General features: G+C 75.2%; 22 protein-coding genes. 8 read left to right on the top strand and 14 right to left on the bottom strand.

The genetic code is table 11. The features are described from left to right. Window positions 1-67 precede the first annotated feature (67 nt). Complete coding sequence (locus ACZ7LB_RS27900) at window positions 68-634, top strand: acyl-CoA thioesterase (protein ID WP_471471981.1); 567 nt, start codon at window positions 68-70, stop codon at window positions 632-634. Between the two features lie 653 nt (window positions 635-1,287). Here the strand turns inward: ACZ7LB_RS27900 and ACZ7LB_RS27895 are convergent. Then, on the bottom strand, window positions 1,288-2,445 hold the full coding sequence (locus ACZ7LB_RS27895; protein WP_471471980.1) for an acyl-CoA dehydrogenase family protein: 1,158 nt from the start codon (window positions 2,443-2,445) through the stop codon (window positions 1,288-1,290). 181 nt (window positions 2,446-2,626) lie between these two features. Here ACZ7LB_RS27895 and ACZ7LB_RS27890 point away from each other — a divergent pair, with 181 nt between their 5' ends. Beyond that, window positions 2,627-3,970: a UDP-glucose dehydrogenase family protein gene (locus tag ACZ7LB_RS27890; protein WP_471471979.1), complete on the top strand. Its 1,344-nt coding sequence runs from the start codon at window positions 2,627-2,629 to the stop codon at window positions 3,968-3,970. A 266-nt stretch (window positions 3,971-4,236) separates the two neighbouring features. Here ACZ7LB_RS27890 and ACZ7LB_RS27885 read toward each other — a convergent pair whose 3' ends face one another. After that, entirely contained in the window at window positions 4,237-4,854 is a 618-nt protein-coding gene (locus ACZ7LB_RS27885; protein WP_471471978.1) for a CGNR zinc finger domain-containing protein, read from the bottom strand. Between the two features lie 106 nt (window positions 4,855-4,960). On the opposite strand from ACZ7LB_RS27885, the gene ACZ7LB_RS27880 reads away from it, so the two are divergent. Together ACZ7LB_RS27880 and ACZ7LB_RS27875 are read left to right on the top strand one after the other, a co-directional pair. Then, on the top strand, window positions 4,961-5,320 hold the full coding sequence (locus tag ACZ7LB_RS27880) for a VOC family protein (RefSeq protein WP_471471977.1): 360 nt from the start codon (window positions 4,961-4,963) through the stop codon (window positions 5,318-5,320). 78 nt (window positions 5,321-5,398) lie between these two features. Then, window positions 5,399-5,791: a VOC family protein gene (locus ACZ7LB_RS27875; protein ID WP_471471976.1), complete on the top strand. Its 393-nt coding sequence runs from the start codon at window positions 5,399-5,401 to the stop codon at window positions 5,789-5,791. Window positions 5,792-5,932: 141 nt separating this feature from the next. Here ACZ7LB_RS27875 and ACZ7LB_RS27870 read toward each other — a convergent pair whose 3' ends face one another. The 4 genes from ACZ7LB_RS27870 to ACZ7LB_RS27855 all read right to left on the bottom strand — a co-directional run bounded on the left by ACZ7LB_RS27870 (window position 5,933) and on the right by ACZ7LB_RS27855 (window position 10,278). Beyond that, on the bottom strand, window positions 5,933-7,084 hold the full coding sequence (locus ACZ7LB_RS27870; RefSeq protein ID WP_471471975.1) for a dipeptidase: 1,152 nt from the start codon (window positions 7,082-7,084) through the stop codon (window positions 5,933-5,935). A 165-nt stretch (window positions 7,085-7,249) separates the two neighbouring features. Next, entirely contained in the window at window positions 7,250-8,428 is a 1,179-nt protein-coding gene (locus ACZ7LB_RS27865; RefSeq protein ID WP_471471974.1) for a dipeptidase, read from the bottom strand. 189 nt (window positions 8,429-8,617) lie between these two features. Continuing rightward, window positions 8,618-9,142, bottom strand: a complete 525-nt coding sequence (gene purE / locus ACZ7LB_RS27860; protein ID WP_237532335.1) for a 5-(carboxyamino)imidazole ribonucleotide mutase — start codon at window positions 9,140-9,142, stop codon at window positions 8,618-8,620. Then, on the bottom strand, window positions 9,139-10,278 hold the full coding sequence (locus ACZ7LB_RS27855) for a 5-(carboxyamino)imidazole ribonucleotide synthase (protein ID WP_471471973.1): 1,140 nt from the start codon (window positions 10,276-10,278) through the stop codon (window positions 9,139-9,141). The genes purE and ACZ7LB_RS27855 overlap by 4 nt, the downstream gene beginning before the upstream one ends. Window positions 10,279-10,436: 158 nt before the next feature. On the opposite strand from ACZ7LB_RS27855, the gene ACZ7LB_RS27850 reads away from it, so the two are divergent. Continuing rightward, a complete protein-coding gene (locus ACZ7LB_RS27850; RefSeq protein ID WP_471471972.1) occupies window positions 10,437-10,997 on the top strand; it encodes a GtrA family protein in 561 nt (186 codons plus the stop codon). 59 nt (window positions 10,998-11,056) lie between these two features. Here ACZ7LB_RS27850 and ACZ7LB_RS27845 read toward each other — a convergent pair whose 3' ends face one another. After that, entirely contained in the window at window positions 11,057-12,328 is a 1,272-nt protein-coding gene (locus ACZ7LB_RS27845; protein WP_471471971.1) for an ATP-binding protein, read from the bottom strand. A 97-nt stretch (window positions 12,329-12,425) separates the two neighbouring features. Further along, complete coding sequence (locus tag ACZ7LB_RS27840; protein ID WP_161227186.1) at window positions 12,426-13,103, bottom strand: response regulator transcription factor; 678 nt, start codon at window positions 13,101-13,103, stop codon at window positions 12,426-12,428. 526 nt (window positions 13,104-13,629) lie between these two features. On the opposite strand from ACZ7LB_RS27840, the gene ACZ7LB_RS27835 reads away from it, so the two are divergent. Continuing rightward, window positions 13,630-15,126 carry an oligopeptide:H+ symporter gene (locus tag ACZ7LB_RS27835; protein ID WP_471471970.1) on the top strand — a complete coding sequence of 499 codons (1,497 nt, stop codon included), beginning with the start codon at window positions 13,630-13,632 and terminating at the stop codon, window positions 15,124-15,126. A 758-nt stretch (window positions 15,127-15,884) separates the two neighbouring features. On the opposite strand, the gene ACZ7LB_RS27830 is transcribed toward ACZ7LB_RS27835, so the two are convergent. Further along, window positions 15,885-16,535, bottom strand: a complete 651-nt coding sequence (locus ACZ7LB_RS27830) for an ATP-binding protein (RefSeq protein WP_471471969.1) — start codon at window positions 16,533-16,535, stop codon at window positions 15,885-15,887. A gap of 332 nt (window positions 16,536-16,867) precedes the next feature. After that, window positions 16,868-17,257, bottom strand: coding sequence for an STAS domain-containing protein (locus tag ACZ7LB_RS27825; RefSeq protein WP_471471968.1), 390 nt, complete (start codon window positions 17,255-17,257; stop codon window positions 16,868-16,870). 235 nt (window positions 17,258-17,492) lie between these two features. Between ACZ7LB_RS27825 and ACZ7LB_RS27820 the strand changes: the two genes are divergently transcribed. Then, entirely contained in the window at window positions 17,493-18,425 is a 933-nt protein-coding gene (locus ACZ7LB_RS27820) for an RNA polymerase sigma factor SigF (RefSeq protein ID WP_471472007.1), read from the top strand. A gap of 110 nt (window positions 18,426-18,535) precedes the next feature. Here ACZ7LB_RS27820 and hutI read toward each other — a convergent pair whose 3' ends face one another. Genes hutI through hutU form a run of 4 tightly spaced genes read right to left on the bottom strand, consistent with a single transcriptional unit; the run spans window position 18,536 to window position 24,035 of the window. Next, window positions 18,536-19,756, bottom strand: coding sequence for an imidazolonepropionase (gene hutI, locus ACZ7LB_RS27815; RefSeq protein ID WP_471471967.1), 1,221 nt, complete (start codon window positions 19,754-19,756; stop codon window positions 18,536-18,538). A gap of 42 nt (window positions 19,757-19,798) precedes the next feature. Beyond that, on the bottom strand, window positions 19,799-21,160 hold the full coding sequence (locus tag ACZ7LB_RS27810; protein ID WP_471471966.1) for a formimidoylglutamate deiminase: 1,362 nt from the start codon (window positions 21,158-21,160) through the stop codon (window positions 19,799-19,801). Next, entirely contained in the window at window positions 21,157-22,374 is a 1,218-nt protein-coding gene (locus tag ACZ7LB_RS27805; RefSeq protein ID WP_471471965.1) for an allantoate amidohydrolase, read from the bottom strand. The genes ACZ7LB_RS27810 and ACZ7LB_RS27805 overlap by 4 nt, the downstream gene beginning before the upstream one ends. After that, window positions 22,371-24,035 carry a urocanate hydratase gene (gene hutU / locus ACZ7LB_RS27800; RefSeq protein ID WP_471471964.1) on the bottom strand — a complete coding sequence of 555 codons (1,665 nt, stop codon included), beginning with the start codon at window positions 24,033-24,035 and terminating at the stop codon, window positions 22,371-22,373. Before hutU ends, ACZ7LB_RS27805 begins: the two co-directional genes overlap by 4 nt. 203 nt (window positions 24,036-24,238) lie before the next feature. Here hutU and ACZ7LB_RS27795 point away from each other — a divergent pair, with 203 nt between their 5' ends. Next, a complete protein-coding gene (locus ACZ7LB_RS27795) occupies window positions 24,239-25,762 on the top strand; it encodes a type III PLP-dependent enzyme domain-containing protein (RefSeq protein WP_471471963.1) in 1,524 nt (507 codons plus the stop codon). Window positions 25,763-25,831: the final 69 nt, after the last annotated feature.

Raw genomic sequence — 25,831 nt, 5'->3', positions numbered from 1 at the left:
GGGGCGGCGCTGTTGCCAAGCTGACACACAACGGGCCCGCCGGGCGGCCCGGCATAAGGTGGAGGCCATGACAGACCAGGCAGACCCGGCCCCGGCCGGGCGGCAGGCGGCGCCGGAGATCCCGGGCAAACCGACCTCGGCGTCCCGCACCACCCTCAGCCACATCATGACCCACAACGACACCAACCTCCTCGGCACGGTGCACGGCGGTGTGATCATGAAACTGGTCGACGACGCGGCCGGTGCCGTGGCCGGACGGCACTCCGGCGGCCCCGCCGTCACCGCGTCCATGGACGAGATGGCGTTCCTCGAACCGGTCCGGGTCGGCGATCTGGTCCATGTGAAGGCCCAGGTCAACTGGACCGGCCGGACCTCGATGGAGGTCGGCGTCCGGGTGCTCGCCGAGCGCTGGAACGAGTCCACGCCGGCCACGCAGGTCGGCTCGGCGTACCTGGTGTTCGCGGCGGTCGACGCGGACGGCAGGCCGCGCTCCGTCCCGCCGGTGCTCCCGGAGACCGAGCGGGACCGCCGCCGCCACCAGGAGGCCCAGATCCGCCGCACCCACCGGCTGGCCCGCCGCCGCGCCATCACCGACCTGCGCCGCCGCCGCGCCGCCGAGGGCTACGAGGACTGATCCCCCGGCCCACGGCCCCGGGCCCTCCGCCCCGCACCCGCTCCCTCGCAGGGGCCGGGGCGCGTTCGGCCACCGTCGGACGTGCCTGACCGGGGAGCCGGTGCGGACCGCCCGCCACGAGGGGACCGGCTTTCCAGAAGCGGAAACCCGACGTCCTCGCGGGAGGTCCCGCGCGACCGGGACGATCTGTGGATCGGCAACCGACAGAAGGACGGTTCCGTGGTGAGACTGACACGGCCGGTGGGTGAGTGCGAGGACGGCGAGTGTCCGACGCTGTACACCACGGATCGCGGGACCCTCGTGGTGCAGGGCAGCCTCCTCACCGAGCGCCCCGGCGGGTCCCGCCCCACGAGACCCTGGTCGAGGTCCCCGGCTGGTGGACGCCGTCGCCGGGCGCCTGCGCTCGGGCGCCGACGTGTCCTACGGCTTCTGCCTGGAACGCCCCGCGTTCCTGTCGTCGGCGGCGGTCACCTGTTCCCCGAACCGCGCGGACACCGGAGCGGCCTGCCGCTCGCGCGGCCGTAGCGGGCGGCGAACCCCCGGCATCGCGCCGGGGGCCTGCCGCGCGGGCGGGCGGCGAACGGCCGGGGCGCGGCCCCGCCCGGGGTGGCCCGCCGGGCCCCCGGGGCCGCTCCCGGCCCGTGCCGGACCCGCTACGGCAGGTTGCGCGCCATGACGATGCGCTGGACCTGGTTGGTGCCCTCGTAGATCTGGGTGATCTTGGCGTCGCGCATCATGCGCTCCACCGGGTAGTCGCGGGTGTAGCCGTAGCCGCCGAGGAGCTGGACGGCGTCGGTGGTGACCTCCATCGCCACGTCGGAGGCGAAGCACTTCGCGGCGGCGCCCTGGAAGGTGAGGTCGCTGTCGCCGCGCTCGGACTTGGCGGCGGCGGCGTAGGTGAGCTGGCGGGCGGCCTCGATCTTCATCGCCATGTCGGCCAGCATGAACTGGACGCCCTGGAAGTCGCCGATCGGCTTGCCGAACTGCTTGCGCTCCCGGACGTAGCCCTTGGCGTAGTCGAGCGCGCCCTGGGCGATGCCGAGGGCCTGGGCGGCGATGGTGATGCGGGTGTGGTCCAGCGTCCGCATCGCCGTGGCGAAGCCGGTGCCCTCCTCGCCGATGATGCGGTCGGCGGGGACGCGGACGTTGTCGAGGTAGACCTCGCGGGTGGGCGAGCCCTTGATGCCGAGCTTCTTCTCGGGGGCCCCGAAGGAGACGCCCTCGTCGGACTTCTCCACGACGAAGGCGGAGATGCCCTTGGAGCGCTTCTCCGGGTCGGTGACGGCCATCACCGTGTAGAAGTCGCTGACGCCCGCGTTGGTGATCCAGCGCTTGACGCCGTTGAGCACGTAGTGGTCGCCGTCGCGCACGGCCCGGGTCTTCATGCCGGCGGCGTCGGAGCCCGCGTCCGGCTCGGACAGGCAGTAGGAGAACATCGCGTCGCCCTTGGCGAGCGGCGCCATGTACTTCGCCCGGAGCGCCTCGGAGCCGGCGAGGAGCACCGGCAGGGAGCCGAGCTTGTTCACCGCGGGGATCAGGGAGGAGGACGCGCAGACGCGGGCCACCTCCTCGATCACGATGACCGCGGCCAGCGCGTCGGCGCCCGCGCCCCCGTACTCCTCGGGGACGTGCACGGCGTGGAGGTCGCCCGCGACCAGGGCGTCGAGGGCCTCCTGCGGGAAGCGGGCCTCCTCGTCCACCGCGGCGGCGTGCGGCGCGATCTTCGCCTCCGCCAGCGAGCGGACGACGTCCCGGAGCATCGTGTGCTCCTCGGAGGGGCGGTACAGGTCGAAGTCAGCCGATCCGGCCAAGGTCTCTCACGCTCCAAAACGCTGCGATGTCGATCACGCTAACTACCGTTAAGTAACCCGAATTTTATGCCGTCCGCCACTCCCGTGGATAGGTGAGCTTGACGACAGCCGACCGGAGGGCGCTCCGGGGCCCCCGGATATGCTCGGGCGCGCACCTCCGCCGTACACGTCTGGAGCAGTCATGGCCCTCAGGATCACCGTGATCGGAACCGGCTACCTCGGGGCCACGCACGCGGCGGCCATGGCCGAGCTGGGGTTCGAGGTGCTGGGCCTGGACGTGGTGCCGGAGAAGATCGAGATGCTGCGGCGCGGCGAGGTCCCGATGTACGAGCCGGGGCTGGAGGAGCTGCTGCGCCGCCATGTCGCCGGGTTCGAGGGGTCCACCGGGCGGCTGGGGTTCACCACGGACTACGCGGAGGCCGCGGCCTTCGGTGACGTGCACTTCATCTGCGTGAACACCCCGCAGAAGCACGGCGAGTACGCCTGCGACATGACCTACGTGGAGGCCGCGCTGGCCTCGCTCGCGCCGCATCTGACCGCTCCCGCCCTGGTCGTCGGCAAGTCGACCGTGCCGGTGGGCTCCGCCGAGCGGCTGGCCGCCTACCTCGTCGCGCACGCCCCGGCGGGCGAGGACGCCGAGCTGGCCTGGAACCCGGAGTTCCTGCGCGAGGGCTTCGCCGTCGAGGACACCCTGCACCCCGACCGGATCGTGGCCGGGGTGCGCGGGGAGCGGGCGGAGAAGCTGCTGCGCGAGGTCTACGCGACCCCGGTCGCGCAGGGCGCGCCGTTCGTGGTCACCGACTTCCCCACCGCCGAGCTGGTGAAGACCGCCGCCAACTCCTTCCTCGCCACCAAGATCTCCTTCATCAACGCCATGGCCGAGGTCTGCGAGGCGGCCGGGGGCGACGTCGCGAAGCTGGCGGAGGCGATCGGCTACGACGACCGGATCGGACGGAAGTTCCTGCGGGCCGGGATCGGCTTCGGCGGCGGCTGCCTGCCCAAGGACATCCGCGCCTTCATGGCCCGCGCCGGCGAGCTGGGCGCCGACCAGGCGCTGACCTTCCTGCGCGAGATCGACTCCATCAACATGCGCCAGCGGGGCCGCATGGTGGAGCTGACCCGGCAGGCGCTCGGCGGCGGGCCGTTCCTCGGCAAGCGGGTCGCGGTGCTGGGCGCCAGCTTCAAGCCCGACTCGGACGACGTCCGGGACTCCCCCGCGCTGAACGTCGCGGGGCAGATCCACCTCCAGGGCGCCCAGGTGACGGTGTACGACCCCAAGGGCATGGGGAACGCGCGGCGCCTCTTCCCCACGCTCGACTACGCGGACAGCGCGCTGGAGGCGGTGCGGGGCGCGGACGTGGTCCTGCACCTGACGGAGTGGCGGGAGTTCCGCGAGCTGGACCCCGCGGAGCTGGGCGGCGCCGTGGCGGCCCGGGTGATCCTCGACGGGCGCGGGGCGCTGGATCCGGAGCGGTGGCGCCGGGCCGGGTGGACGTACCGGGCGCTGGGCCGCCCCACCGCCTGACGGCGGGGCCCCGCCGCGTTCCCGGGCCTCCCTGATTCCCGGATTCCCGGGGACTTCGGGGGACCTCGCGGCCTTCCAGGGTTTTGCGGGGGCCACCGGGCCCACCGGGTCTCCCGGTCGCTCCGGGGCCTTCCGGGCGCGTCCCGGCGGAGTGCGGCGGGAGCATGGAGGAACACCGGTTCGGCCGAGGCTCAGTCGGCCGAACCGGCGTCTGTCCGCATTGTGCACCATGTGCCTCCGCGGGACCGGGGGCACCCCCGTGCGTTTTACCCTTCCTTGGCCCGGTAACGGCGCATCTTGGCGCGGGATCCGCACCCCCGCATGGAGCACCAGCGGCCGCGGCCGGCCGGGCTACGGTCGTAGTACGCCCAGTGGCAGTCGTCCGCCTCGCACGCCTTGAGCCGGGCCCAGGTGCCCTCGACCAGCGCCCCGGCGACGGCCGCGGCCACCCGGGCGAGCAGCGCGCCCTCCCCGGCGGGAGCGCCCGGGGCCGGGACCTCCGGGGCCACGGCGCGGTCCGCCCCCGCGCCCGGCGCCGCAGCGCCCCGCACCCCCGCGCCCGGCACCCCGGCACCCGGCACCCCCGCCGCCGGGACCAGCGCGGCCGAGCCGTCGGCCGGGTCGACGGCGACCACCAGCGGAGCGGCGGCCAGCAGCGTCCCGAGCGGGGTCACCGCGCGGTGCGGCGGGTGGCCGGCGTGGGCGAGCAGCGCCGCGCGCAGCGACTCGCGCAGCTCCCGCGCCGCCGCCGTGTCCGCCGTCAGCCCGAAGTCCGCCCGGCCCGGCGGCGTGTCCAGCGAGTCGGTGCCCGCCCTGAGGTCCAGCGTGTTCACCAGCGCCCGGACCAGCTCCAGACCGCCCGGCGCGGGTGCTCTGTCCACCATGGTTGCGACGGTACCGCCCATGCGGCAGCATGCAGGCACCGTTACCGGTTGACGCCCTTTAGAGGTAACCGCCGGGGTGAACCGCAGGAACCGTCGAAGGAGAGCCATGCCCATCGCCACCCTGGGTGCCGTCGTCCTGGACTGCCCCGACCCCGTCGCCCTGGCCGGGTTCTACGCCGGGCTGCTCGGCGGCACGATCGTGACGGAGGAGGACTGGGTGGACCTGAAGCTGCCGGACGGCAGGACGCTGGCCTTCCAGGCCGTCGCCGGACACGTGCCGCCCCTCTGGCCGGGGACCGGGGGCGCCCAGCAGCTCCATCTGGACCTGGACGTCGCGGACCTGGACGCGGCCGAGCGCGCCGTGCTGGACCTGGGCGCGCGAACGCTGGACGCGGCGGACCGGACCCGCACCTTCCGGGTCTACGCGGACCCCGCCGGGCACCCCTTCTGCCTCTGCGCCGGCTGACCCGGCCCCCTCCCCCGCCGGGACGGCCCAGGCCCCGGCCCCGCGTCCACCGCTCCCCCTTCCCCCCGGAGGTACCCCATGGCACCCGCGGCCCTCTTCCGCTCCGTCGTCATCGACTGTCCCGACCCCCGCGCGCTGGCCCGCTTCTACGCGGGGGTCGCCGGGGGCACCCCGGAGGAGCGCGACCCGGACTGGGTGGTGCTCCAGGTGCCCGGCGGGCCCCGGCTGGCCTTCCAGGGGGCGCCGGGGCTCACCCCGCCGGAGTGGCCGCGCTCCGACCGCAACGCCCAGCAGTTCCACCTCGACTTCGACGCCGGCTCCACCTGGGAGGAGGTCGACGCGGCGCACGAGCGGGTGCTCGCGCTGGGCGCCCGGCCGCTGGACCTCGACGACCGGGAGCGCAAGGACTTCATGGTGTACGCGGACCCGGCCGGGCACCCCTTCTGCCTGTGCCGGGTCGCCGACGCCTGACCGGCCCGCCGCCCTGGACGCGGTCCGCGGCACCGGGCCCGCCGCCCGGGGCACGACCCGCCGCACCGGGCCCGGCGTCCGGGCCCCGGGGCGGTCCCGCACCGGTTCCCGGGGCGCACGGCCCCGCGCGCCCCGGCCCGGCTACGACGGCACGGCCCCGTCCAGCGCCGCGATCGTCGCCGTCGACGGCTCCCGGCGGTCCCGGGCCGCGCGGGCGGCGAAGGTCGCCCCGCGCAGCACCCGCTGGACGTTTCCCCAGGTCAGCAGGGCGACGTCGGACTCCTCCCAGCCACGTCGCAGCAGTTCCGCCACCAGCCGCGGGTAGCAGGAGGGATCCCCCAGCTCCAGCGGATGGGCGGCCCCGGTGTCGTACGTGCCGGACAGGCCGACGGCGCCGGGACCCGCGACGGCGCGGACATGGTCCAGGTGGTCGGCCACGTCGCGGACGGTCGGCCCGGTCTGCTCGGCGGTCAGCGGCACCATGCACAGGCCCCCGGCGGCGCCCAGCGCGGCCAGCAGGTCGTCGGGGAGGTTGGCGGGGTGCGGGCGCAGCGCGCGGGCGGCGGACCGGGTGCACAGGACCGGCGTCCGGGAGACGGCGAGGGTGCGGCGCACCGTCGCGGCCGGGGCGCCGGACAGGTCGGCGAGGACGCCGAGCCGGTTCATCTCCCGGACGACCTCCTCGCCGAACCGGGTCAGCCCCGCCTCGCCCGCCCAGCTCACCCCGGTGAGGGTGAGCACGCGCAGTCCGAGGGCGTGCAGGGAGCGCAGGATGCCGAGGCTGTCGCCGAGGGCGGCGGCCCCGGCCGGGCCGGGCAGCACGGCGATCCGGCCCCGGCCGCGCGCGTCGGCGGCCTCCCCGGCGTCATGGACCGCCCGCAGCCCCTCGGGGTGGGCGCGGACCACCGCCCGGAGCAGGTCGAGCTGTTCCAGTACGGCGCCGGTGGCCCGGCCGCCGGGCTCCCCGGGCGCGTGCAGCGCCCAGAACACCGCGCCGACGCCGCCCCGGCGGAGCCTGGGCACATCGGTGTCGACGGTGGACTCGCCCTCCTCCAGGTCGTACCAGGGCAGGCGGGCGAGGACGCGCAGCAGTCCGCCGTGGCCGTCGGCGACGGGGTGGGCGGCCAGCACGGCGAGGGCCCGGTCCAGCGGCTCGCCGTCCCCCGGGCCGGGGGCCGCGGGGCGGTGCTCCGGCGGGCGGACGGCCTCCGCGGACGACGGCCCGGGCGGCTCCTCGAACGGGGCGGCGCCCGCCTCGGCGCCGGGGTGCAGGTCGTCCTGGAGGTCTGCCATGCGGGCTCCCCACGGTCGTCGTACGGGTGTGCCCACCGTCGCACGCCCCGCGCCGCCCTTCCTGGCGGACGGCCCGTTCGGGGGTACGCCGCCCGGCGCCGCCCCCGCGCCCGGCGCGCCGCCCGGCCGCGCACCCGGCGCACCGCCCCGGCGGGGGCCGCCCGGTCAGCCGTCGAGCACGTCGATGGTGGCGTGGGAAGGGCCGCGCGTGGCACGGACCTGGCGGGCCACGTCCTCGGCCGCGCCCAGCACCCGGACCGCGTTCTTCCAGGTCAGCTTGGCCAGGTCGGCCCGGGACCAGCCCCGGTCGAGCAGTTCCGCGATCAGGCGGGGGTAGCCGGAGACGTCGTCGAGGCCCGCCGGGGTGAAGGCGGTGCCGTCGTAGTCGCCGCCGATGCCGAGGTGGTCGACGCCCGCCGCCTCCCGCATGTGGTCGAGGTGGTCGGCGACGGTGGAGACGGTGGCGACGGGGCGGGGGACGCGCTCCTCGAAGGCGCGGTGCGCCCGCTGCGCCTCCTCGCCGGTGTCGAGGGGGTGGAGGCCGTGGGCGCGCAGGTTCTCGTCGGCGGCGGCCGTCCAGTCCACGGCCGCCCGGAGCACGAACTTCGGCACGAACGTGACCATCGCCATACCGCCGTTGGCGGGCAGCCGCTCCAGCACGTCGTCGGGGATGTTGCGCGGGTGGTCGCAGACGGCCCGGGCGGACGAGTGCGAGAAGATCACCGGCGCCACGGAGGTGTCCAGCGCGTCCCGCATCGTGGTGGCGGCGACGTGCGAGAGGTCGACCAGCATGCCCTCGCGGTTCATCTCCCGCACGACCTCCCGGCCGAAGGCCGACAGCCCGCCGACGCCGGGTTCGTCGGTCGCGGAGTCCGCCCACGCCACGTTGTCGTTGTGGGTGAGGGTCATGTAGCGCACGCCCAGCGCGTACAGGGCGCGCAGGGCGGCGAGGGAGTTGTCGATGGAGTGGCCTCCCTCGGCGCCCATGAGGGAGGCGATGCGCCCCTCGGCGCGGGCCGCCTCCATGTCGGCGGCGGTCAGCGCGGCCCGCAGCTCCCCGGGGTGGCGGTCCAGCAGCCGCCGTACGCAGTCGATCTGCTCCAGCGTCGCGGTCACCGCGCCGGGCCGGTCCGAGGGGACGTAGACGGACCAGTACTGCGCGCCGACGTGACCGGCCCGCAGCCGGGGCAGGTCGGTGTGCAGACGGGCGCTCTGGTCCCGCGCGATGTCCAGGGCGTCGAGGTCGTACCGCGCCTGTTCGCGCAGCGCCCAGGGCAGGTCGTTGTGGCCGTCGGCGACGGGGAACTCCCGCAGCAGTTCCCGGGCCGTCGCGAGGGAGGTCATGGGCGTCTCTCCTGTCCGTTGGCCCGGGGCGGCGTTCCGGCCGGTCCCGGGAGGTGTCCGATCGGGCGGACCGGCGGCACCGCGCGGCCCGCCGGGAGTACGGGCGGGGCCGGGCCCGGTGTCATGTCCGGGCGCTCCCGGTGGCCGTCCCCGGCCGCGCGGGGCGGGCCCCGCCGCCCCGCGCCGTGCTCACTTCCCGAAGCCGAAGCCGGGGGCGGCGCCCTCGGTCCTGGCCCGCAGCCGCCTGCCCTTCTCGGTGGCCTGGTCGTTGAGGTCCTGGAGGAAGTCGCGCATCCGGCCCCGCAGCTCCTCGTCGTGGGCGGCGAGCATCCGGACGGCCAGCAGCCCCGCGTTGCGGGCACCACCGACGGAGACCGTGGCGACCGGGACACCGGCCGGCATCTGGACGATGGACAGCAGGCTGTCCATGCCGTCGAGGTACTTCAGCGGCACCGGCACGCCGATGACGGGCAGGGTGGTGACGGACGCCAGCATCCCGGGCAGATGGGCGGCGCCCCCGGCACCGGCGATGATCGCCCGCAGCCCCCGGTCCGCGGCCTGCTCGCCGTACGCGATCATCTCGCGGGGCATGCGGTGCGCGGAGACGACGTCGACCTCGTAGCCGATCTCGAACTCGTCGAGGGCCTTGGCGGCGGCCTCCATGACGGGCCAGTCGGAGTCCGACCCCATGACGATGCCAACAACGGGGCTCATTCGGTGATGGTGCCTCTCAGGTAGCCGGCCGCGTGACGGGCGCGCTCCAGCACGTCGTCCAGGTCGTCGCCGTAGGTGTTGACGTGGCCCACCTTGCGGCCCGGCTTCACGTCCTTGCCGTACATGTGGATCTTCAGCCGGGGGTCGCGTGCCATGCAGTGCAGATACGCGGAGTACATGTCCGGGTAGTCGCCGCCGAGGACGTTGACCATCACCGTCCAGGGGGCGCGCGGGCGCGGGTCGCCGAGCGGGAGGTCGAGGACGGCCCGGACGTGGTTGGCGAACTGCGAGGTGATCGCGCCGTCCATCGTCCAGTGGCCGGAGTTGTGCGGGCGCATCGCCAGTTCGTTGACGAGGACGCGGCCGTCGCGGGTCTGGAACAGCTCGACGGCGAGGTGGCCGACGACGCCCAGTTCCTTGGCGATGCCGAGGGCCATCTCCTCGGCCCGCAGCGCCAGCTCCTCGTCGAGGTCCGGGGCGGGTGCGATCACCGTGTCGCACACGCCGCCGACCTGGCGGGACTCCACGACCGGATAGGCCACCGCCTGGCCGTGCGGGGAGCGGACCACGTTGGCGGCCAGCTCGCGGACGAAGTCGACCTTCTCCTCCGCCAGCACCGGCACCCCCGCGCGGAACGGCTCGGCGGCCTCCTCCGCGGAGTCCACGACCCACACGCCCTTGCCGTCGTAGCCGCCGCGCACGGTCTTGAGGACCACGGGGAAGCCGTCGCCCTCCGCCGCGAAGGCCGCCACGTCGGCCGGATCGCTCACGATCCGGTGCCGCGGGCAGGGCACGCCGATCTCGACGAGCCGCGCCCGCATCACGCCCTTGTCCTGGGCGTGCACGAGCGCGTCCGGCCCGGGGCGCACGGGGATGCCGTCCGCCTCCAGGGCACGGAGATGCTCCGTGGGGACATGTTCGTGATCGAAGGTGATCACATCGCACCCCCGCGCGAACGCGCGCAGCGTCTCCAGATCGCGATGGTCGCCGACGACGACCTCGTTCACGACCTGCGCCGCCGAGTCCTGGGGAGTGTCACTGAGAAGCTTGAACCTGATGCCCAACGGGATGCCCGCTTCGTGTGTCATACGCGCGAGCTGGCCCCCGCCGACCATGCCGACTACCGGGAACGTCACACCCCCAGCCTATCGGCCACCCGGGACGGACCGGTTCAGCGGCCGGTTCCCCGCCCTTCGCGCGTGCCGTCCGCCCGGTCCGGGGGAGGATCCCGGGCCCGGGTGGTTAGCATGACCGGGTTGACGCCGAGCACCGAAGGACGGGGGCCTGTACGACCATGGGACGAGGTTCCACGGGGTCTCCCACGGCCCCTCCGGAAGCACCCGGCGCGATGCGGCGACGCGTCGACCTGCTGGTCCGCGAACTGCTGAAGTTCGGCGCCGTCGGCGGCGCCGGCGTCCTGGTCAACCTGCTGGTCTTCAACCTGGTCCGGCAGGCGACCGACCTCCAGGTGGTGCGGGCCAGCATCATCGCCACCGTCGTCGCGATCGTCTTCAACTACCTGGGCTTCCGGTACTTCACCTACCGGGACCGCGACAAGGGCGGGCGCACCCGTGAGATGTCGCTGTTCCTGCTGTTCAGCGTGGTCGGCCTGGTGATCGAGAACGGTGTGCTCTACACCGCGACGTACGGCTTCGGCTGGGACAGCCCGTTGCAGAGCAACATCTTCAAGTTCCTCGGGATCGGTCTGGGCACCCTGTTCCGCTTCTGGTCGTACCGCACCTGGGTCTTCCGCGCGCTGCCCGCCGAGACGGTGCTCCGCGCGGAGACCTTCCTGGAGCACGAGCACCCGGCCGCGCTCCGGGCGGCGGACGGGGGCACGGCCGCCCGCCGCTGAACCGGCGGACGCGCCCCGGGGCCGCCCGGCCCGTTCAGCGCACCGTGTGCGCGGCTCGTTCAGCGCACCGTGTGCCCGGCCTCGGAGGACTTCCTCGGCGGCGGGTTGCGGGACAGGAACAGGCCGAACACCGGGGGCTTGGACTGGAGCAGTTCCAGCCGCCCGCCGTCCGCCTCGGCCAGGTCCCGGGCGACGGCGAGGCCGATGCCGGTGGAGTTGCGTCCGCTGATGGTCCGCTCGAAGATCCGCGCCCCGAGGTCCGCGGGGACGCCCGCGCCCTCGTCGGTGACCTCCACCACCGCCTGGTTGCCGGTCACCCTGGTCCGCAGGGCCACCGTGCCGCCGCCGTGCATCAGCGAGTTCTCGATCAGCGCGGCGAGGACCTGCGCGACCGCGCCCGGGGTGCCCACGGCGGTCAGGTGCCGCTTGCCGGAGCTGACGATGGCCCGCCCCGCGCTGCGGTAGGCGGGCCGCCACTCCGCGATCTGCTGCTGGATCACGTCGTCCAGCTCGAAGGTGACGGCGGAGCCGCTGCGCGGGTCGCGCGAGTTGGTCAGCAGCCGCTCCACGACGTCCGTCAGCCGCTCCACCTGGGTCAGCGCGATCGTCGCCTCCTCCTTGACCGTCTCCGGGTCGTCGGTGAGCGTGATCTCCTCCAGCCGCATCGACAGCGCGGTCAGCGGGGTGCGGAGCTGGTGGGAGGCGTCGGCGGCCAGCCGGCGCTCCGCGGTGAGCATCCGGGCGATGCGCTCGGCGGAGGAGTCCAGCACGTCCGCGACCCGGTCCAGCTCCGGCACCCCGTACCGCTTGTGGCGGGGGCGCGGGTCGCCGGAGCCCAGGCGCTCGGCGGTCTCGGCGAGGTCGGTCAGCGGCGAGGCCAGGCGGTTGGCCTGCCGGATGGCCAGCAGTACGGCCGCGATCACCGCGAGCAGCGCGACCAGTCCGATGACCAGCAGGGTCCGGCCGACCTCCCGGGTGACCGAGGAGCGCGGCTCCTCGACGAGGACGGTCTCGCCCTCCTCGCCGGTGGCCCGGCCGCGGATCACGTCGCCGCCGGGCTCGTGGCCGACCTCGATGACCGGGCGGCCCGGGATCCGGATCACGGCGTAGCGGCTTTCCGCGACCTGCTCGCGCAGGAAGTCCGCGTCGACGCTGCCGGTGCCGACGAGCCGGCTGTCCACGATGCTGGCCAGCCGCACCGCCTCCAGGTCGACCCGCTCCTGGGCGGTGCTGCTGATGGTCCGGGCCTCGACGATGACGAGGGAGACGCCGAAGACGGCGATCACGACGAGCACCACGGCGAGCGTGGACTGGATCAGTCGGCGGCGCATGTTCCCCTACGTACCCGCGTACGGCTCCGGCGGCCGGCCCGGCCGGAGGGGGCCGGACCCGGGGGCCCGGCCCGTCCGGAGGCCCGGTCCCCGGCGGTCAGTTCTTCTCGAAACGGAAGCCCACGCCGCGCACGGTGGCGATGTAGCGGGGGTTCGCCGCGTCGTCGCCCAGCTTCTTGCGCAGCCAGGAGATGTGCATGTCGAGGGTCTTCGTCGACGACCACCACGTGGTGTCCCAGACCTCGCGCATGAGCTGGTCGCGGGTGACGACCCGGCCCGCGTCCCGGACCAGCACCCGCAGCAGGTCGAACTCCTTCGCGGTGAGCTGCAGCTCCTCCTCGCCCATCCAGGCCCGGTGCGACTCGACGTCGATGCGCACCCCGTGGGTGGCGGCGGGCTGCTGCGGCTCGGCGACACCGCGGCGCAGCAGGGCCCGGACCCGGGCCAGCAGCTCGGCCAGGCGGAAGGGCTTGGTGACGTAGTCGTCGGCGCCCGCGTCCAGGCCCACGACGGTGTCGACCTCGTCGGCGCGCGCGGTCAGGATCAGGATGGGCACGGCGTGGCCCTCGGCGCGCAGCCGGCGGGCGACCTCCAGCCCGTCCATGCCGGGCAGCCCGAGGTCGAGCACGACCAGGTCCACGCCGCCCTGCATCCCGGCGTCGAGTGCCGCGGGGCCGTCCTCACGCACCTCGACCTCGTAGCCCTCCCGGCGCAGGGCGCGGGCCAGCGGCTCCGAGATGGACGCGTCGTCCTCGGCGAGCAGTACACGGGTCATGGGCTGATGGTAGTCCGCCCGGAGCGACGGCCGGGGGGTGATCGCCAGGCCCCCCGACGGGCCGGTTCCGCCCGCTCCTCCCCCGTTCCTCGCCGGTCCCCCGGGCTCCGCGGCGACCGCCTGCGGGACCGGGGGAGCATCCCTGGGCGGACCTTCGAATGATCGTTCACAGCGACACTCAGCCTGTGATTCACGTCTCAAGTCCTTCCATAACGGTCACTGTCGTGCTGTATGGTGAATCAACGCCTGTAGCACCATGAGGACCTTTGGCAGCACTACGACGCCAGAGGTCCCTTTTGCGTGCGGGCCGGCTCCGGCCGGTCCCGAAAGGAATGACCTGTGGCCGGGCCCCGGCGCGCGACGCTGCGCGCCGGGGCGTGGATCCCGGTGGTCGCCGTCCGCCGTTCCGTGATCCGGGACGGAGATCCCTCAGGGCGTGGGACGGACGGCGGTGACCCGCCGGTGCCGGCCTCCCCCCACGGGCGCGCTCCGCCTCGTCGGCGCGCCCTGACAGCAAGGAACGACCATGGCGTCCAGCCTGACGAAGGACCCGGTGACCCCGGCCACCCCCGGCCCCGGGAAGACCTTCTTCGGCCACCCCCGCGGACTGGCCACCCTCTTCATGACCGAGATGTGGGAGCGCTTCTCCTACTACGGCATGAGGGCCCTCCTGCCGCTCTACCTCGTCGCCCCGGGCGGCCTCGGGCTCAGCGCGGGCACCGCGACCGCGATCTACTCCGTGTACCTGTCCCTGGTGTACCTGCTGACGATGCCGGGCGGCTGGTTCGGCGACCGCGTCTGGGGCCCGCGCCGGACGGTCGCCGTGGCCGGAGCGGTGATCATGCTCGGCCACCTGACCCTGGCGCTGCCGTCCTCCGGGACGTTCTTCGCGGGCCTCGGCCTGGTCGCCGTCGGTTCGGGCCTGCTGAAGGCCAACATCTCCACCATGGTCGGCCAGCTCTACGACGGCCCCGACGACCCGCGCCGCGACGGCGGCTTCACCGTCTTCTACATGGGCATCAACCTGGGTGCCTTCGCCGCGCCGCTGGTCATCGGCACCATCGGCGAGAGCGTCGACTGGCACCTGGGCTTCGCGCTGGCCGCGCTGGGCATGGGCGTGGGCGTCGTCCAGTTCCTCCTCGGCAGCCGCCACCTGGACCCCCGCTCCAGCGCCGTGCCCAAGCCGCTGTCCGCCGGGGAGCGGACGTCCACGCTGCGCAAGGCCGCCTTCTGGGCCGCCGTCGCCGCCGTCTTCTACGCGGCCGTCGGCCTCTCCGGCAGCTACACGCTGAACTGGATCCTGGTCCCGCTGACCCTGCTCGGCGTGATCATCCCGGTGCTGGTGCTGACCCGCATCAAGCGCGACCGGACCCTGGACCGGGCCGAGCAGTCGAAGATGTCCGCGTACATATGGTTCTTCGTCGCCGCGGCCGTCTTCTGGATGATCTACGACCAGGGCGGCTCGACCCTGTCGATCTTCGCCGACTCCTCCGCCGAGAACAGCGTCGCGGGCTGGGAGTTCCCGGTCTCCTGGTACCAGTCGGTCAACCCGGTCATCATCATGGCGCTGGCCCCGGTCTTCGCCACGCTCTGGACGGTGCTCGCCCGGCGCGGCAGGGAGCCGAGCACGGTGGTGAAGTTCGCCTTCGGCCTGACCCTGGTGGGCGCCTCGTTCTTCCTCTTCCTGGCCCCGCTGTCGATAGCGGGCGGCGGCCACAAGGCGGCGGCGATGTGGCTGGTGGCGATCTACTTCGCGCAGACCTGCGGCGAGCTGCTGCTGTCGCCGGTGGGCCTGTCGGTGACCACGAAGATGGCTCCGGCGAAGTACGCCTCGCAGATGATGGGCGTCTGGTTCCTGGCGGTCACCGCGGGCGACGCGACGACGGGGCTGCTCTCCCTGGCGGGCGTCAACCTGGACCGGACGGGGATCGTGGCGGCGGAGGCGACGCTGGCCGTGGTCGCGGCCGCCGCGATCTGGATGTACCGCAAGCGGGTGAAGGCCCTCATGGGCGACATACGCTGACCGGCCACTGTCCGTGACGCGCCCGGGGCGCCACCCGCGAGGGCCGGCGCCCCGGGCGCGTCCGCGTGCGGGCACGGCGGGGCGACGGCCGTTCCCGGTGGGCGGCGGCCCGGTGGGGCGGCGGCCGTCCTCGGCGGGGCGGCGTGGACGGCCCGGCGGTGCCGGGGCGGGCGGTACCGGCGCCGGAGGGGCGCCGCGATGCCGCACGTGGTCCGGCGGGCGCCGGAGGGGCGCCGACGGCCCGGGGACGCCGGTGCCCCGGCGTCGCCGGGTGTCCGCAGGGGGCGAACGACGCCGGAGGGCGCCGGAGGCGGGAGGCGCCGGTGAGCCGACGACCGCGTGCGAGTGGCGGCGCTCCGGCCACACCGGAGCGGTGACCGGTGACGGCACGGACCGGTGTGCGGGCCGGACCGGTTGCCCCACCGCAGGATCGGTGGCAGTGGCTCGGCAGGGGCCGGGGACGGGCGGCGACGGACCGGTGGACGGCGCCGGGCGACCGCCGGTGGTCCCCCTGGCGGCGGACGGAACCGCGGCGGTGGCGGCACCGGGGCCCGAGGGCGGTGGCGGCACGGACCGGCACGCCGTGCCGGAGCGGGCGGCCCGGCCGCACGGGAAGGGTAGCGGTGGCCGTGCCGGGCGGACCCGTGGCCGAAGGGCCTCCCGCGGCGTCGCGGCCCCGGACGGACCGCGTCCGCCCCGGAGGGGGCGCGTCCGCCCCGGAGGGGGCGCGGCGCACGGCCCGGCGCGGGTCGCCCGGACTACGCCGGGGCGCCCAGCTCCGCCCAGACGCGCTTGCCCGCCACCCCGGGGGTCCGTACGACCCCCCAGTCCAGGCAGAGCCGCTGGACGATGAACATGCCGTGGCCGCCCGGACGTCCGGCGCGGTGCGGGGTGCGCGGGGCGGGCTGCCCCGTGCCCCGGTCGGAGACCTCCAGCCGGATCACCTTGCGGTCGCAGGTGATCCGCAGTTCCTCCGGGCCCTCCGCGTGCAGGCACGCGTTGGTGACCAGTTCGGAGACCACCAGCAGCACGTCCTCCGCGGCGGCCCGCTGGTCGGCGGTGGCGGACGGCAGCCAGCCCCAGGCGTGCAGGGCCTCCCGGGTGAAGTCGCGGGCCAGCGGCACGACACCGCTCTGGTCGGCGAAGCTCAGCCGCCGCACCCGTCCTCCGGCGCCCGCGTCGCCGCCCGGGGGCTCCTCCGGCGCGGTGGCGGGCGTCCGCGCGTCACCGGGGCCGGTCGCCCGGACGGCGGGGGCGGCGGGGGCCCCGGGGGCCACCGGGACCGCGCCCGGCGCCCCGTCCCCGAGCCGGCCCGGACCGGGCGCGCCCCCCTCGGGCGCCGCGGACGCCCCGGAAGCGCCGGGTTCCGGGCCGCGGTCGCCCGGCGAGCAGGGCCGGGTGGTGCTCATCAGCGCTTCACCTCACCGATTCACCGGTTCACGTTGTTCACAGTCGGTTCACAGCCGTTCGTCGTACTCGTCCGCCGTCGTGCCCGTCCGCCGTCGCGGCCCTCCGCGGGGCGGCCGTCCCGACGACGGCCGGGCGGGCGCGGGCGCGCGGTTCCCGTGGGGTCCCGCCCGCGCGGCGTCCCCGCCGTCCGTCCCCGTGAGGGGCTCCGGCCCGCCGGGCTCCGCTTGTCTCCTGCCCGAGCGGCCCCGGGGAACACCCCCCTCCCGCGCCCGGATGTCCCGCCCGCACGCGGGAGGCAGCGGGAAAGCGGCCCCCGGGGGCGCGGAACCGGTCAGCCGGACGCGTCGCCGGACTCCCCGGACAGCGCCGCCTCCAGCGTGTCGTGCACGGTGAAGACCGCCTCGGCCCCGGTGATCTCGAACACGCGGGCCACCACGGGCTGCATGGCCACCAGATGCACGCCGCCGCCGGCGGCCTCCGCCTTCAGACGGGCGCCGAGCAGGACGTTGAGGCCGGTCGAGTCGCAGAACTCCAGGCGCGAGCAGTCCACGACCAGCCGGTTGAATCCCTTGGCGAGGCAGTCATCGAGCGGCTCGCGCAACAGATCGGCGGTGTGGTGATCCAACTCACCCGCCGGGGTCACGACGGCACTGGGGCCCTCTTCCCGCACCTCGACCAGAAGCCGGCCCGACTGTGCGCTGCCGACCGTCCCGCGGTCCATTCGGTCTCTCTCTCCCGACGCCGTGACGCTTGCTGACGCCTTCGAACACTACGCCTTCCCGGCGCACTCCGACACCCAACAACCGTACATAAACGGACATATGCACACAGAACACACTTGCGGTGAACTCGGTAAACCCGGTAGGGCTAGTAGGCACACACCCGACACGGCCGGCTTTGGAGGCGCCGCACACCGCAGTGCACGCAATGGCTTCGGCAGCCGCATGCCGAGAACGATGGAGGACATCATGTCACCCCGGCTCGACGGATCGCGTACCCAGGAAGCGACGTCGGCACTCCCTCCGGAACAGGAACAGCTGGATCCCATCGAGCGGCCCGGCCCGGACGTCGAGGAGTTCGACGCGCTCGCCGGGCTCCCGGACATCCCCGCCTACGACGAGGTCGCCCCGGCCGACGCGCGGGCCCTGTCCAGGACCCTCTTCGAGCGGCTGGAGCTGCTGGAGGAGGGCACCCACGAGCACGCGTACGTGCGCAACACGCTCGTCGAGCTGAACCTCGCCCTGGTCAAGTTCGCCGCCTCCCGCTTCCGCTCGCGCAGCGAGCCGATGGAGGACATCATCCAGGTCGGCACGATCGGCCTGATCAAGGCGATCGACCGGTTCGAGCTCTCCCGCGGGGTGGAGTTCCCCACCTTCGCGATGCCGACGATCATCGGCGAGATCAAGCGGTTCTTCCGCGACACCTCGTGGTCCGTGCGCGTCCCGCGCCGGCTCCAGGAACTGCGGCTCGACCTGGCCAAGGCCGGTGACGAGCTGGCCCAGCGGCTCGACCGCGCCCCGACCGTCGCGGAACTGGCCGGCCACCTCGGCCTCACCGACGACGAGGTCGTCGAGGGCATGGCCGCCTCCAACGCCTACACCGCCTCCTCGCTGGACGCCCAGCCGGAGGAGGACGAGACCGAGGGCGCTCTCGCGGACCGGATCGGCTACGAGGACCACGGGATCGAGGGCATCGAGTACGTCGAGTCCCTGAAGCCGCTGATCGCGGAGCTGCCCGCCCGGGACCGCAGGATCCTCTCGCTGCGCTTCGTCGCGGGGATGACCCAGTCGGAGATCGGTGAGGAGCTGGGCATCTCCCAGATGCACGTCTCCCGGCTGCTGTCGCGGACCCTGGTACGGCTGCGCAAGGGGCTCACCGTCGAGGAGTGAGCCCGGTGGCGGCGCCGGAGCTTCCCGCGCGTCCCCGCCACCCGTTCTCCCGCCCGGGGGACGGCCCGGTTCCGGGCCGCCCCCCGGGCCGTCCGCGCCCCCGCCCGCCCTCAGACCACGCGCACGCCGCGCCGCCACACGCCCGCGACCAGCGGGACGCCGGGCCGGTAGGCCAGGTGGACGTGGCTCGGGGCGTCGAGCAGCGTCAGATCGGCGCGGGCGCCCGGGACCAGGCGGCCGATGTCGTCCCGGCGCAGCGCCGCCGCGCCGCCCGCGGTGGCCGCCCAGACGGCCTCGTCCGGCGTCATCCCCATGTCCCGCACGGCCAGCGCGATGCAGAACGGGACGGAGGAGGTGTAGGAGGAGCCGGGGTTGCAGTCGGTGGACAGCGCGACGGTGGCACCCGCGTCCAGCAGCCGCCGGGCGTCCGGCCAGGCGGCGCGGGTGGAGAACTCGGCGCCGGGCAGCAGGGTGGCGACGGTGCGGCCCTGCGCGAGGGCGTCGACGTCGGCGTCGGTGAGGTGGGTGCAGTGGTCGGCGCTGGCCGCGTCCAGCTCGACCGCGAGCCGGACCCCGGGGCCGTGGGAGAGCTGGTTGGCGTGGACGCGGGGGTGCAGTCCCCGGGCCCGGCCCGCGGTGAGGACGGCGCGGGCCTGGTCGCCGTCGAAGGCGCCCCGCTCGCAGAAGACGTCGATCCAGCGGGCGTGCGGGGCGCAGGCGTCGAGCATCGGGCCGGTGACGAGGGCGACGTAGGCGGCGGGGTCGTCGGCGAGTTCGGGGGCGACGATGTGGGCGCCGAGGAAGGTGACCTCGTCGGTGTGGCGGGCGGCGATGCGCAGGGCGCGGGCCTCGTCGGCGGTGGTCAGTCCGTAGCCGGACTTGGTCTCGATGGTGGTGGTGCCCTGCCGCAGGGCCTCGGCGAGGTGCCGGGTGAGGTTCGCCTCCAGCTCCTCGTCGCCGGCGGCGCGGGTGGCGGCGACGGTGGTGCGGATGCCGCCGGCGCTGTAGGCGCGGCCGGACATGCGGGCGTTGAACTCCTCGGTGCGGTCGCCCGCGAAGACCAGATGGGAGTGGGAGTCGACGAAGCCCGGCAGGACGGCCCGGCCGCCCGCGTCGATCCGGTGGTCGGTGGCGGGCGCCCGGCCGGAGCCGCCGGTCCACACGACGCGGTCGCCCTCGATGACGACGGCCGCGTCCCGGAGCGTCCCGAGGGGCGAGCCGGGCCGGAGGGTGGGGTCGTTGGTGACCAGCGTGGCGATGTTGACGATGGCGGTGCTGCCGCCCGCGGCGGGCGGGCCGGCGGGGCCGGTGTGCGGGGTGTCCGTGCTCATGGTGTCCCTGGCGTCGTCGGGGCGGGTGCGGTGGTCCGGGGGTCATCGGCCGAGCGCCCCGACGGCCCGTGCGAGGGCTCCGGGCACGTCGGGGACGAGGGTGTGCGCCCCGTCGCGGACGATGTGCCGTCCGCCGACGACGGTGTGGCGCACATCGGCCGCCGTCGCGGCGAACACGGCCGTCTCGGCGCCCAGCCGGGGCGGCGGCCCCGCCGTCCTGACGGAGTCCAGCGCGATCGTCGTCAGATCGGCGCGGGCGCCCGGCTCGATGCGTCCGGCGTCGTCCCAGCCGAGGGCGGCGTGGCCGTCGGCGGTGGCGGCGGCGAGCAGCGCGGCGGCCGTCCAGTGGCCGCGCGTGCGGGTGCGCAGGCGCTCGTTCAGCTCCAGGGCGCGGGCCTCCTCCAGCAGGTCGACGACGGCGTGGCTGTCGGAGCCGAGGGAGAGCGGGGAGCCCGCCCGCTGGAGGGCGGCGGCGGGCCCGATGCCGTCGGCCAGGTCGCGTTCGGTGGTGGGGCACATGCAGGTGCCGGTGCGGCTGGAGCCGAGCAGGGCGATGTCCTCGTCGGTGAGGTGCGTGTTGTGGACGCCGGTGGTGCGGGGGCCGAGGACGCCGTGGTCGGCGAGGAGCCGGGCGGGGGTGCGGCCGTGGGCCCGCAGGCAGGCGTCGTTCTCGGCGGTCTGCTCGGACAGGTGCGCGTGGAGCGGCGCCGCCCGCTCCTCGGCCCACCGGGCCACGGTCTCCAGCTGGCCCGCGGGCACGGCCCGTACGGAGTGGACGGCCGCCCCGATCCGCGCGTGGTCCCGCTCCCGGAGCAGCGCGGCGCGGGCGGCCCAGTCCTCGGCCGTGCCGTCGCTGAAGCGGAGCTGGTGGGCGGTGGGGGGCTCGCCGAAGCCGGCGGAGAGGTAGCAGGTGTCGAGGAGGGTGATGCGGATGCCGGCGTCGGCGGCGGCCTCGATCAGGGCCTCCCCCATGGCGTTGGGGTCGGCGTAGGGGGTGCCGCCGGGGGCGTGGTGCACGTAGTGGAACTCGCCGACGGCGGTGACGCCGGCGAGGGCCATCTCGGCGTACACCGCGCGGGCGAGGTCCCGGTAGCTGTCGGGGGTGAGCCGGGCGGCGACGGCGTACATCGTCTCGCGCCAGGTCCAGAAGGTGCCGCTGCCGACCTGGACGGTGCCGCGCAGGGCGCGGTGGAAGGCGTGCGAGTGGGCGTTGGCCAGCCCGGGCAGGGTCAGCCCGCGCAGCACCTCGGCGCCGGGCGGCGGGGCGGTCACCCCGGTGCGGACGGCGGTGACGCGGCCCCCGGCCGTGTCGAGGGCGACGCCCGGCTCGGCGCGGGTGCCGAGCCAGGCGTGCTCCAGCCAGTACGTCCGGGCCGGGCCGGTGGTCCGCTGGGTGGGGGTCACGTGCAGGCCAGTCCTTCCAGTGCGTCGGTCAGCGCGTCCACCCCGGCCAGGCAGTCGTCCTCGGCGGCGTGCTCGGCCGGGGAGTGCGAGACCCCGGTGGGGTTGCGGACGAACAGCATGGCGGTCGGGACGCGTCCGGCGAGGATTCCGGCGTCGTGTCCCGCGCCGGTGCCGAGGACGGGCACGGCGGGTTCGGCGGCGCCGCCCAGGAGGCGGACGAGTTCGTCGCGGAGCGCGTGGTCGAACTCGACGACGGGGGTGAAGGACTCCCGGACGACGTCGAGGTCGACGCCGTGGGCGGCGGCGTGCTCGCGGGCGGCCTTCTCGATCCCGGCGACCACCGCGTCCAGCCCGTCCTGGCCGGGGGCGCGGGAGTCGAGCCAGCCGCGCACCAGGGAGGGGACGGCGTTGACGCCGTTGGGCTCGACGCCGATCTTGCCGAAGGTGGCGACGGCGCCGGCGAGCCGGGCCTCGCGGCGGGCGGCGAGCACGGTCTCGGCGTAGGGCAGCATCGGGTCGCGGCGGTCGGCGAGGGCGGTGGTGCCGGCGTGGTTGGCCTCGCCGCGGAAGTCGAACCGCCAGCGGCCGTGCGGCCAGATGGCGGAGGCGACGCCGACGCGGTCGCCGGACAGGTCGAGGGCGCGGCCCTGTTCGACGTGGAGTTCGACGAAGGCGCCGATGCGGGCGAGCCGTTCGGGGTCGGGGCCGATGGCGTCCGGGTCGTGCCCGGCCGCCTCCATGGCCTGTCGCAGGGTGACGCCGTCGGCGTCGGTGAGGCGGTGGGCCTGCTCGGGGGTGACCGCCCCGGCGGTGAGCCGGGAGCCGACGCAGGCGAGGCCGAAGCGGGCGCCCTCCTCGTCGCCGAAGTTGACGATGCCCACCGGCCGGGTGAACCGCGCCCCCCGCTCGCGCAGCGCGTCCAGGGCGGCGAAGGAGGAGACCACGCCGAGGGGGCCGTCGAAGGCGCCGCCGTCGGGCACGGAGTCCAGGTGGGAGCCGGTGACCACGGCGTCCCCGGCGGCCGGGTCGCCCTGCCAGGCCCACTGGTTGCCGTTGCGGTCCACCTCGTAGGCCAGCCCGCGGTCCTCGGCCCGCTGCCGGAACCAGGCCCGGCAGTCGGCGTCGGCGCCGGTCCAGGCGAAGCGGCGGTAGCCGCCGGAGGCGGCCGAGCGGCCGATGGGCAGCAGCTCGGCCCACATCTCGTGGAAGCTCACGCGTCGTCACCCTCGCGCATCGGCACCCGCACGCCGCGTTCCCCGGCGACGGACTCCGCGATGTCGTAGCCCGCGTCGACGTGCCGGATGACGCCCATGCCGGGGTCGTTGGTGAGGACGCGGCGGATCTTCTCCCCGGCGAGCGCGGTGCCGTCGGCGACGGTGACCTGCCCGGCGTGCAGGGAGCGGCCCATGCCGACGCCGCCGCCGTGGTGGACGGAGACCCAGGAGGCGCCGGAGGCGACGTTGACCATGGCGTTGAGCAGCGGCCAGTCGGCGATGGCGTCGGAGCCGTCGCGCATCGCCTCGGTCTCGCGGTAGGGGGAGGCGACGGAGCCGCAGTCGAGGTGGTCGCGGCCGATGACGACCGGGGCGGCCAGCTCGCCGCTCGCCACCATGTCGTTGAACCGCTCGCCCGCCCGGTCGCGTTCGCCGTAGCCGAGCCAGCAGATGCGGGCGGGCAGCCCCTGGAAGTGGACGCGCTCGCCGGCCAGCCTGATCCAGCGGGCCAGGGACTCGTTCTCGGGGAAGAGGTCGAGGATCGCCCGGTCCGTCCTGGCGATGTCGGCGGGGTCGCCGGACAGGGCGGCCCAGCGGAAGGGGCCCTTGCCCTCGCAGAACAGGGGGCGGATGTAGGCCGGGACGAAGCCGGGGAAGGCGAAGGCGCGGTCGTACCCGGCGAGCTTCGCCTCGCCGCGGATCGAGTTGCCGTAGTCGAAGACCTCGGCACCGGCGTCCTGGAAGCCGACCATGGCCTCCACGTGCCGGGCCATGGACTCGCGGGCGCGGAGGGTGAACCCGGCCGGGTCCTTGTCGGCGGCGTCGGCCATGTCCTCGAAGGCCATGCCGGTGGGCAGGTAGGCCAGCGGGTCGTGGGCCGAGGTCTGGTCGGTGACGATGTCGATCGGGGCGCCCATGGCGAGGAGCCTCGGGACGGCGTCGGCCGCGTTGCCGAGGACGCCGATGGAGAGCGCGCGGCGCCGGTCGCGGGCCTCGGTGGCGAGCTGGAGGGCGTGCTCCAGGGAGTCGGCCCGCACGTCCAGGTAGCGGTGCTCGATGCGGCGGTCGATGGCGCGCGGGTCGCAGTCGACGCAGATCGCGACGCCGTCGTTCATGGTGACGGCGAGCGGCTGGGCGCCGCCCATGCCGCCGAGTCCGGCGGTGAGGGTGATGGTCCCGGCGAGGCTGCCGCCGAACCGCTTGGCGGCGACGGCGGCGAAGGTCTCGTAGGTGCCCTGGAGGATGCCCTGGGTGCCGATGTAGATCCAGGAGCCGGCGGTCATCTGCCCGTACATGGTCAGGCCGAGGGCCTCCAGGCGGCGGAACTCCTCCCAGGTGGCCCAGTCGCCGACGAGGTTGGAGTTGGCGATGAGGACGCGCGGGGCCCACTCGTGGGTCTGCATGACGCCGACCGGGCGGCCGGACTGGACGAGCATCGTCTCGTCCTGCTTGAGCGTGGTCAGGGTGCGGACCATGGCGTCGAAGGAGCGCCAGTCGCGCGCGGCCTTGCCGGTGCCGCCGTAGACGACGAGCTTGTCGGGGTGTTCGGCGACCTCGGGGTCGAGGTTGTTCTGCAGCATCCGCAGGGCGGCCTCCTGCTGCCAGCCCAGGGCGCTCGGCCGGGTGCCGCGCGGGGCTCGGACGGGACGGGGTCCGGACATGGTCTGCCTCCTGGTGGGTCGCTCCCGGCGGATGCTCATCACCGCACGCGCGGAGTACTGCGGATATTCACATCCTGGCTATCTGAATAGAGCTAGTCAATACGGCCGGACCGCGGCGGGTCGCTGCCGCGCCGGTGTGACCCGCCGCGCCATCGGGGGGAAGTCGTCAGGGGATGTCGTCGACGGGAAGGGACGGGCGGGGCATGGGCGAGGGCACGCACGGCACGGGCAGCGGCGGGCACGGCACGGGGGGCGGCCGGACGGCGGACGGGCCCGGCGGCGCGAACGGCGGGAGGCACGACGGCGCGGACCACGAGGGGCACGGCGGCGGGCGGGCGCGGGCGGCGCGGCGGGACGCGGCGGTGCGGGCGGCGGTGGAGCACGGGCTCCTCGGGCCGGGCGCGCCGCTGGCCGGACTGCTGGACGTCACCGGCATCCGGGAGTCCGCGGCGGCGCTGCGGGCGGCGTTCGCGGCGGTGGCGGCGCCCGGGACACCGGTGCTGCACGCCTTCGCGGTGAAGGCGGCGCCGCTGGTGCCGGTGATACGGCTGCTGGCGGCGGAGGGCATCGGCGCGGAGGTCGCGAGCCCCGGTGAGCTGGCGCTGGCGCGCGCGGCGGGGGTCCCGGCGGGGCGGACGGTGCTGGACTCGCCCGCGAAGACCCCGGAGGAGCTGCGGGAGGCGCTGGCGCTGGGCATCGCCGTCAACGCGGACAATCCGCAGGAGCTGGGGCGCCTGGACGCCCTGGTGGCGGAGCGGGAGGGCCGTCCCCCGGGGCGGGAGGGCCGTTCGCCGCTGGGTCTGCGGATCAACCCGCAGGTCGGGGGCGGTTCCATCGAGGCGCTGTCGACGGCGACGGCCACCTCCAAGTTCGGCGTCGCGCTGCGCGACGAGGGGGCCCGGGAGTGGGTGGTGCGGGCCTTCCTGGACCGGCCGTGGCTGACCCGGCTGCACACGCACACCGGCTCCCAGGGCATCCCGCCGGCGCTGATGGCCGAGGGCGTGCGCGCGGTGTACGCCCTCGCGGAGGAGATCAACGCGCGGGCCGGGCAGCGGCGGATCGACACCCTCGACATCGGCGGCGGGCTGCCGGTGAACTTCGCCTCGGAGGAGACCTCGCCGACGTACGGGGCGTACGCGCGGGCGCTGCGGGAGACGGTGCCGGGGCTGTTCGACGGACGGTACGGGCTGGTCACCGAGTTCGGCCGGTCGCTGCTGGCCAAGGAGGGCACGCTGGTGGCGCGGGTGGAGTACGCCAAGAGCGCCGGGGGCCGCCGGATCGCGGTGACGCACGCGGGCGCGCAGGTGGCGGCCCGGACGGTGTACGCCCCGGCCTCCTGGCCGCTGCGGATCGCCGCGTACGACGGGGCGGGACGGCCGAAGCGGGGGCCGGAGGTGGTGCAGGACGTGGCGGGCCCGGCCTGCTTCGCGGGCGACCTGCTGGCGGCGGCCCGGCCGCTGCCACCGCTGGAGCAGGGCGACTACGCGGCGGCGCTGGACACGGGGGCGTACTACTTCGCCCACCACTACGCGTACAACTCGCTGGCGCGGCCCGGGGTGTACGGCTTCACGGCGGACGCCGCCGGGGACGTGTCCTTCGCGACGGTGCGGGAGCCGCAGACGGTGGCGGAGATCGTGGCGGAATCGGGCGGAGCCCTGGCGGACGCCCTGGTGGACGCGGACCGGGCCGCAACGGCGGCCCCCGGGGACGGCACGGGGGGCGGGTGACGTCGGCCCCGGGGGCCGGGACCGGGCCGGGACCGGGACCGGGCCGGGGCCGGGCCGGGGCGGGACCTG

This window comes from Streptomyces sp. NPDC107521, from assembly GCF_055598485.1.
This window is presented reverse-complemented; position numbering and strand designations above follow the sequence as displayed.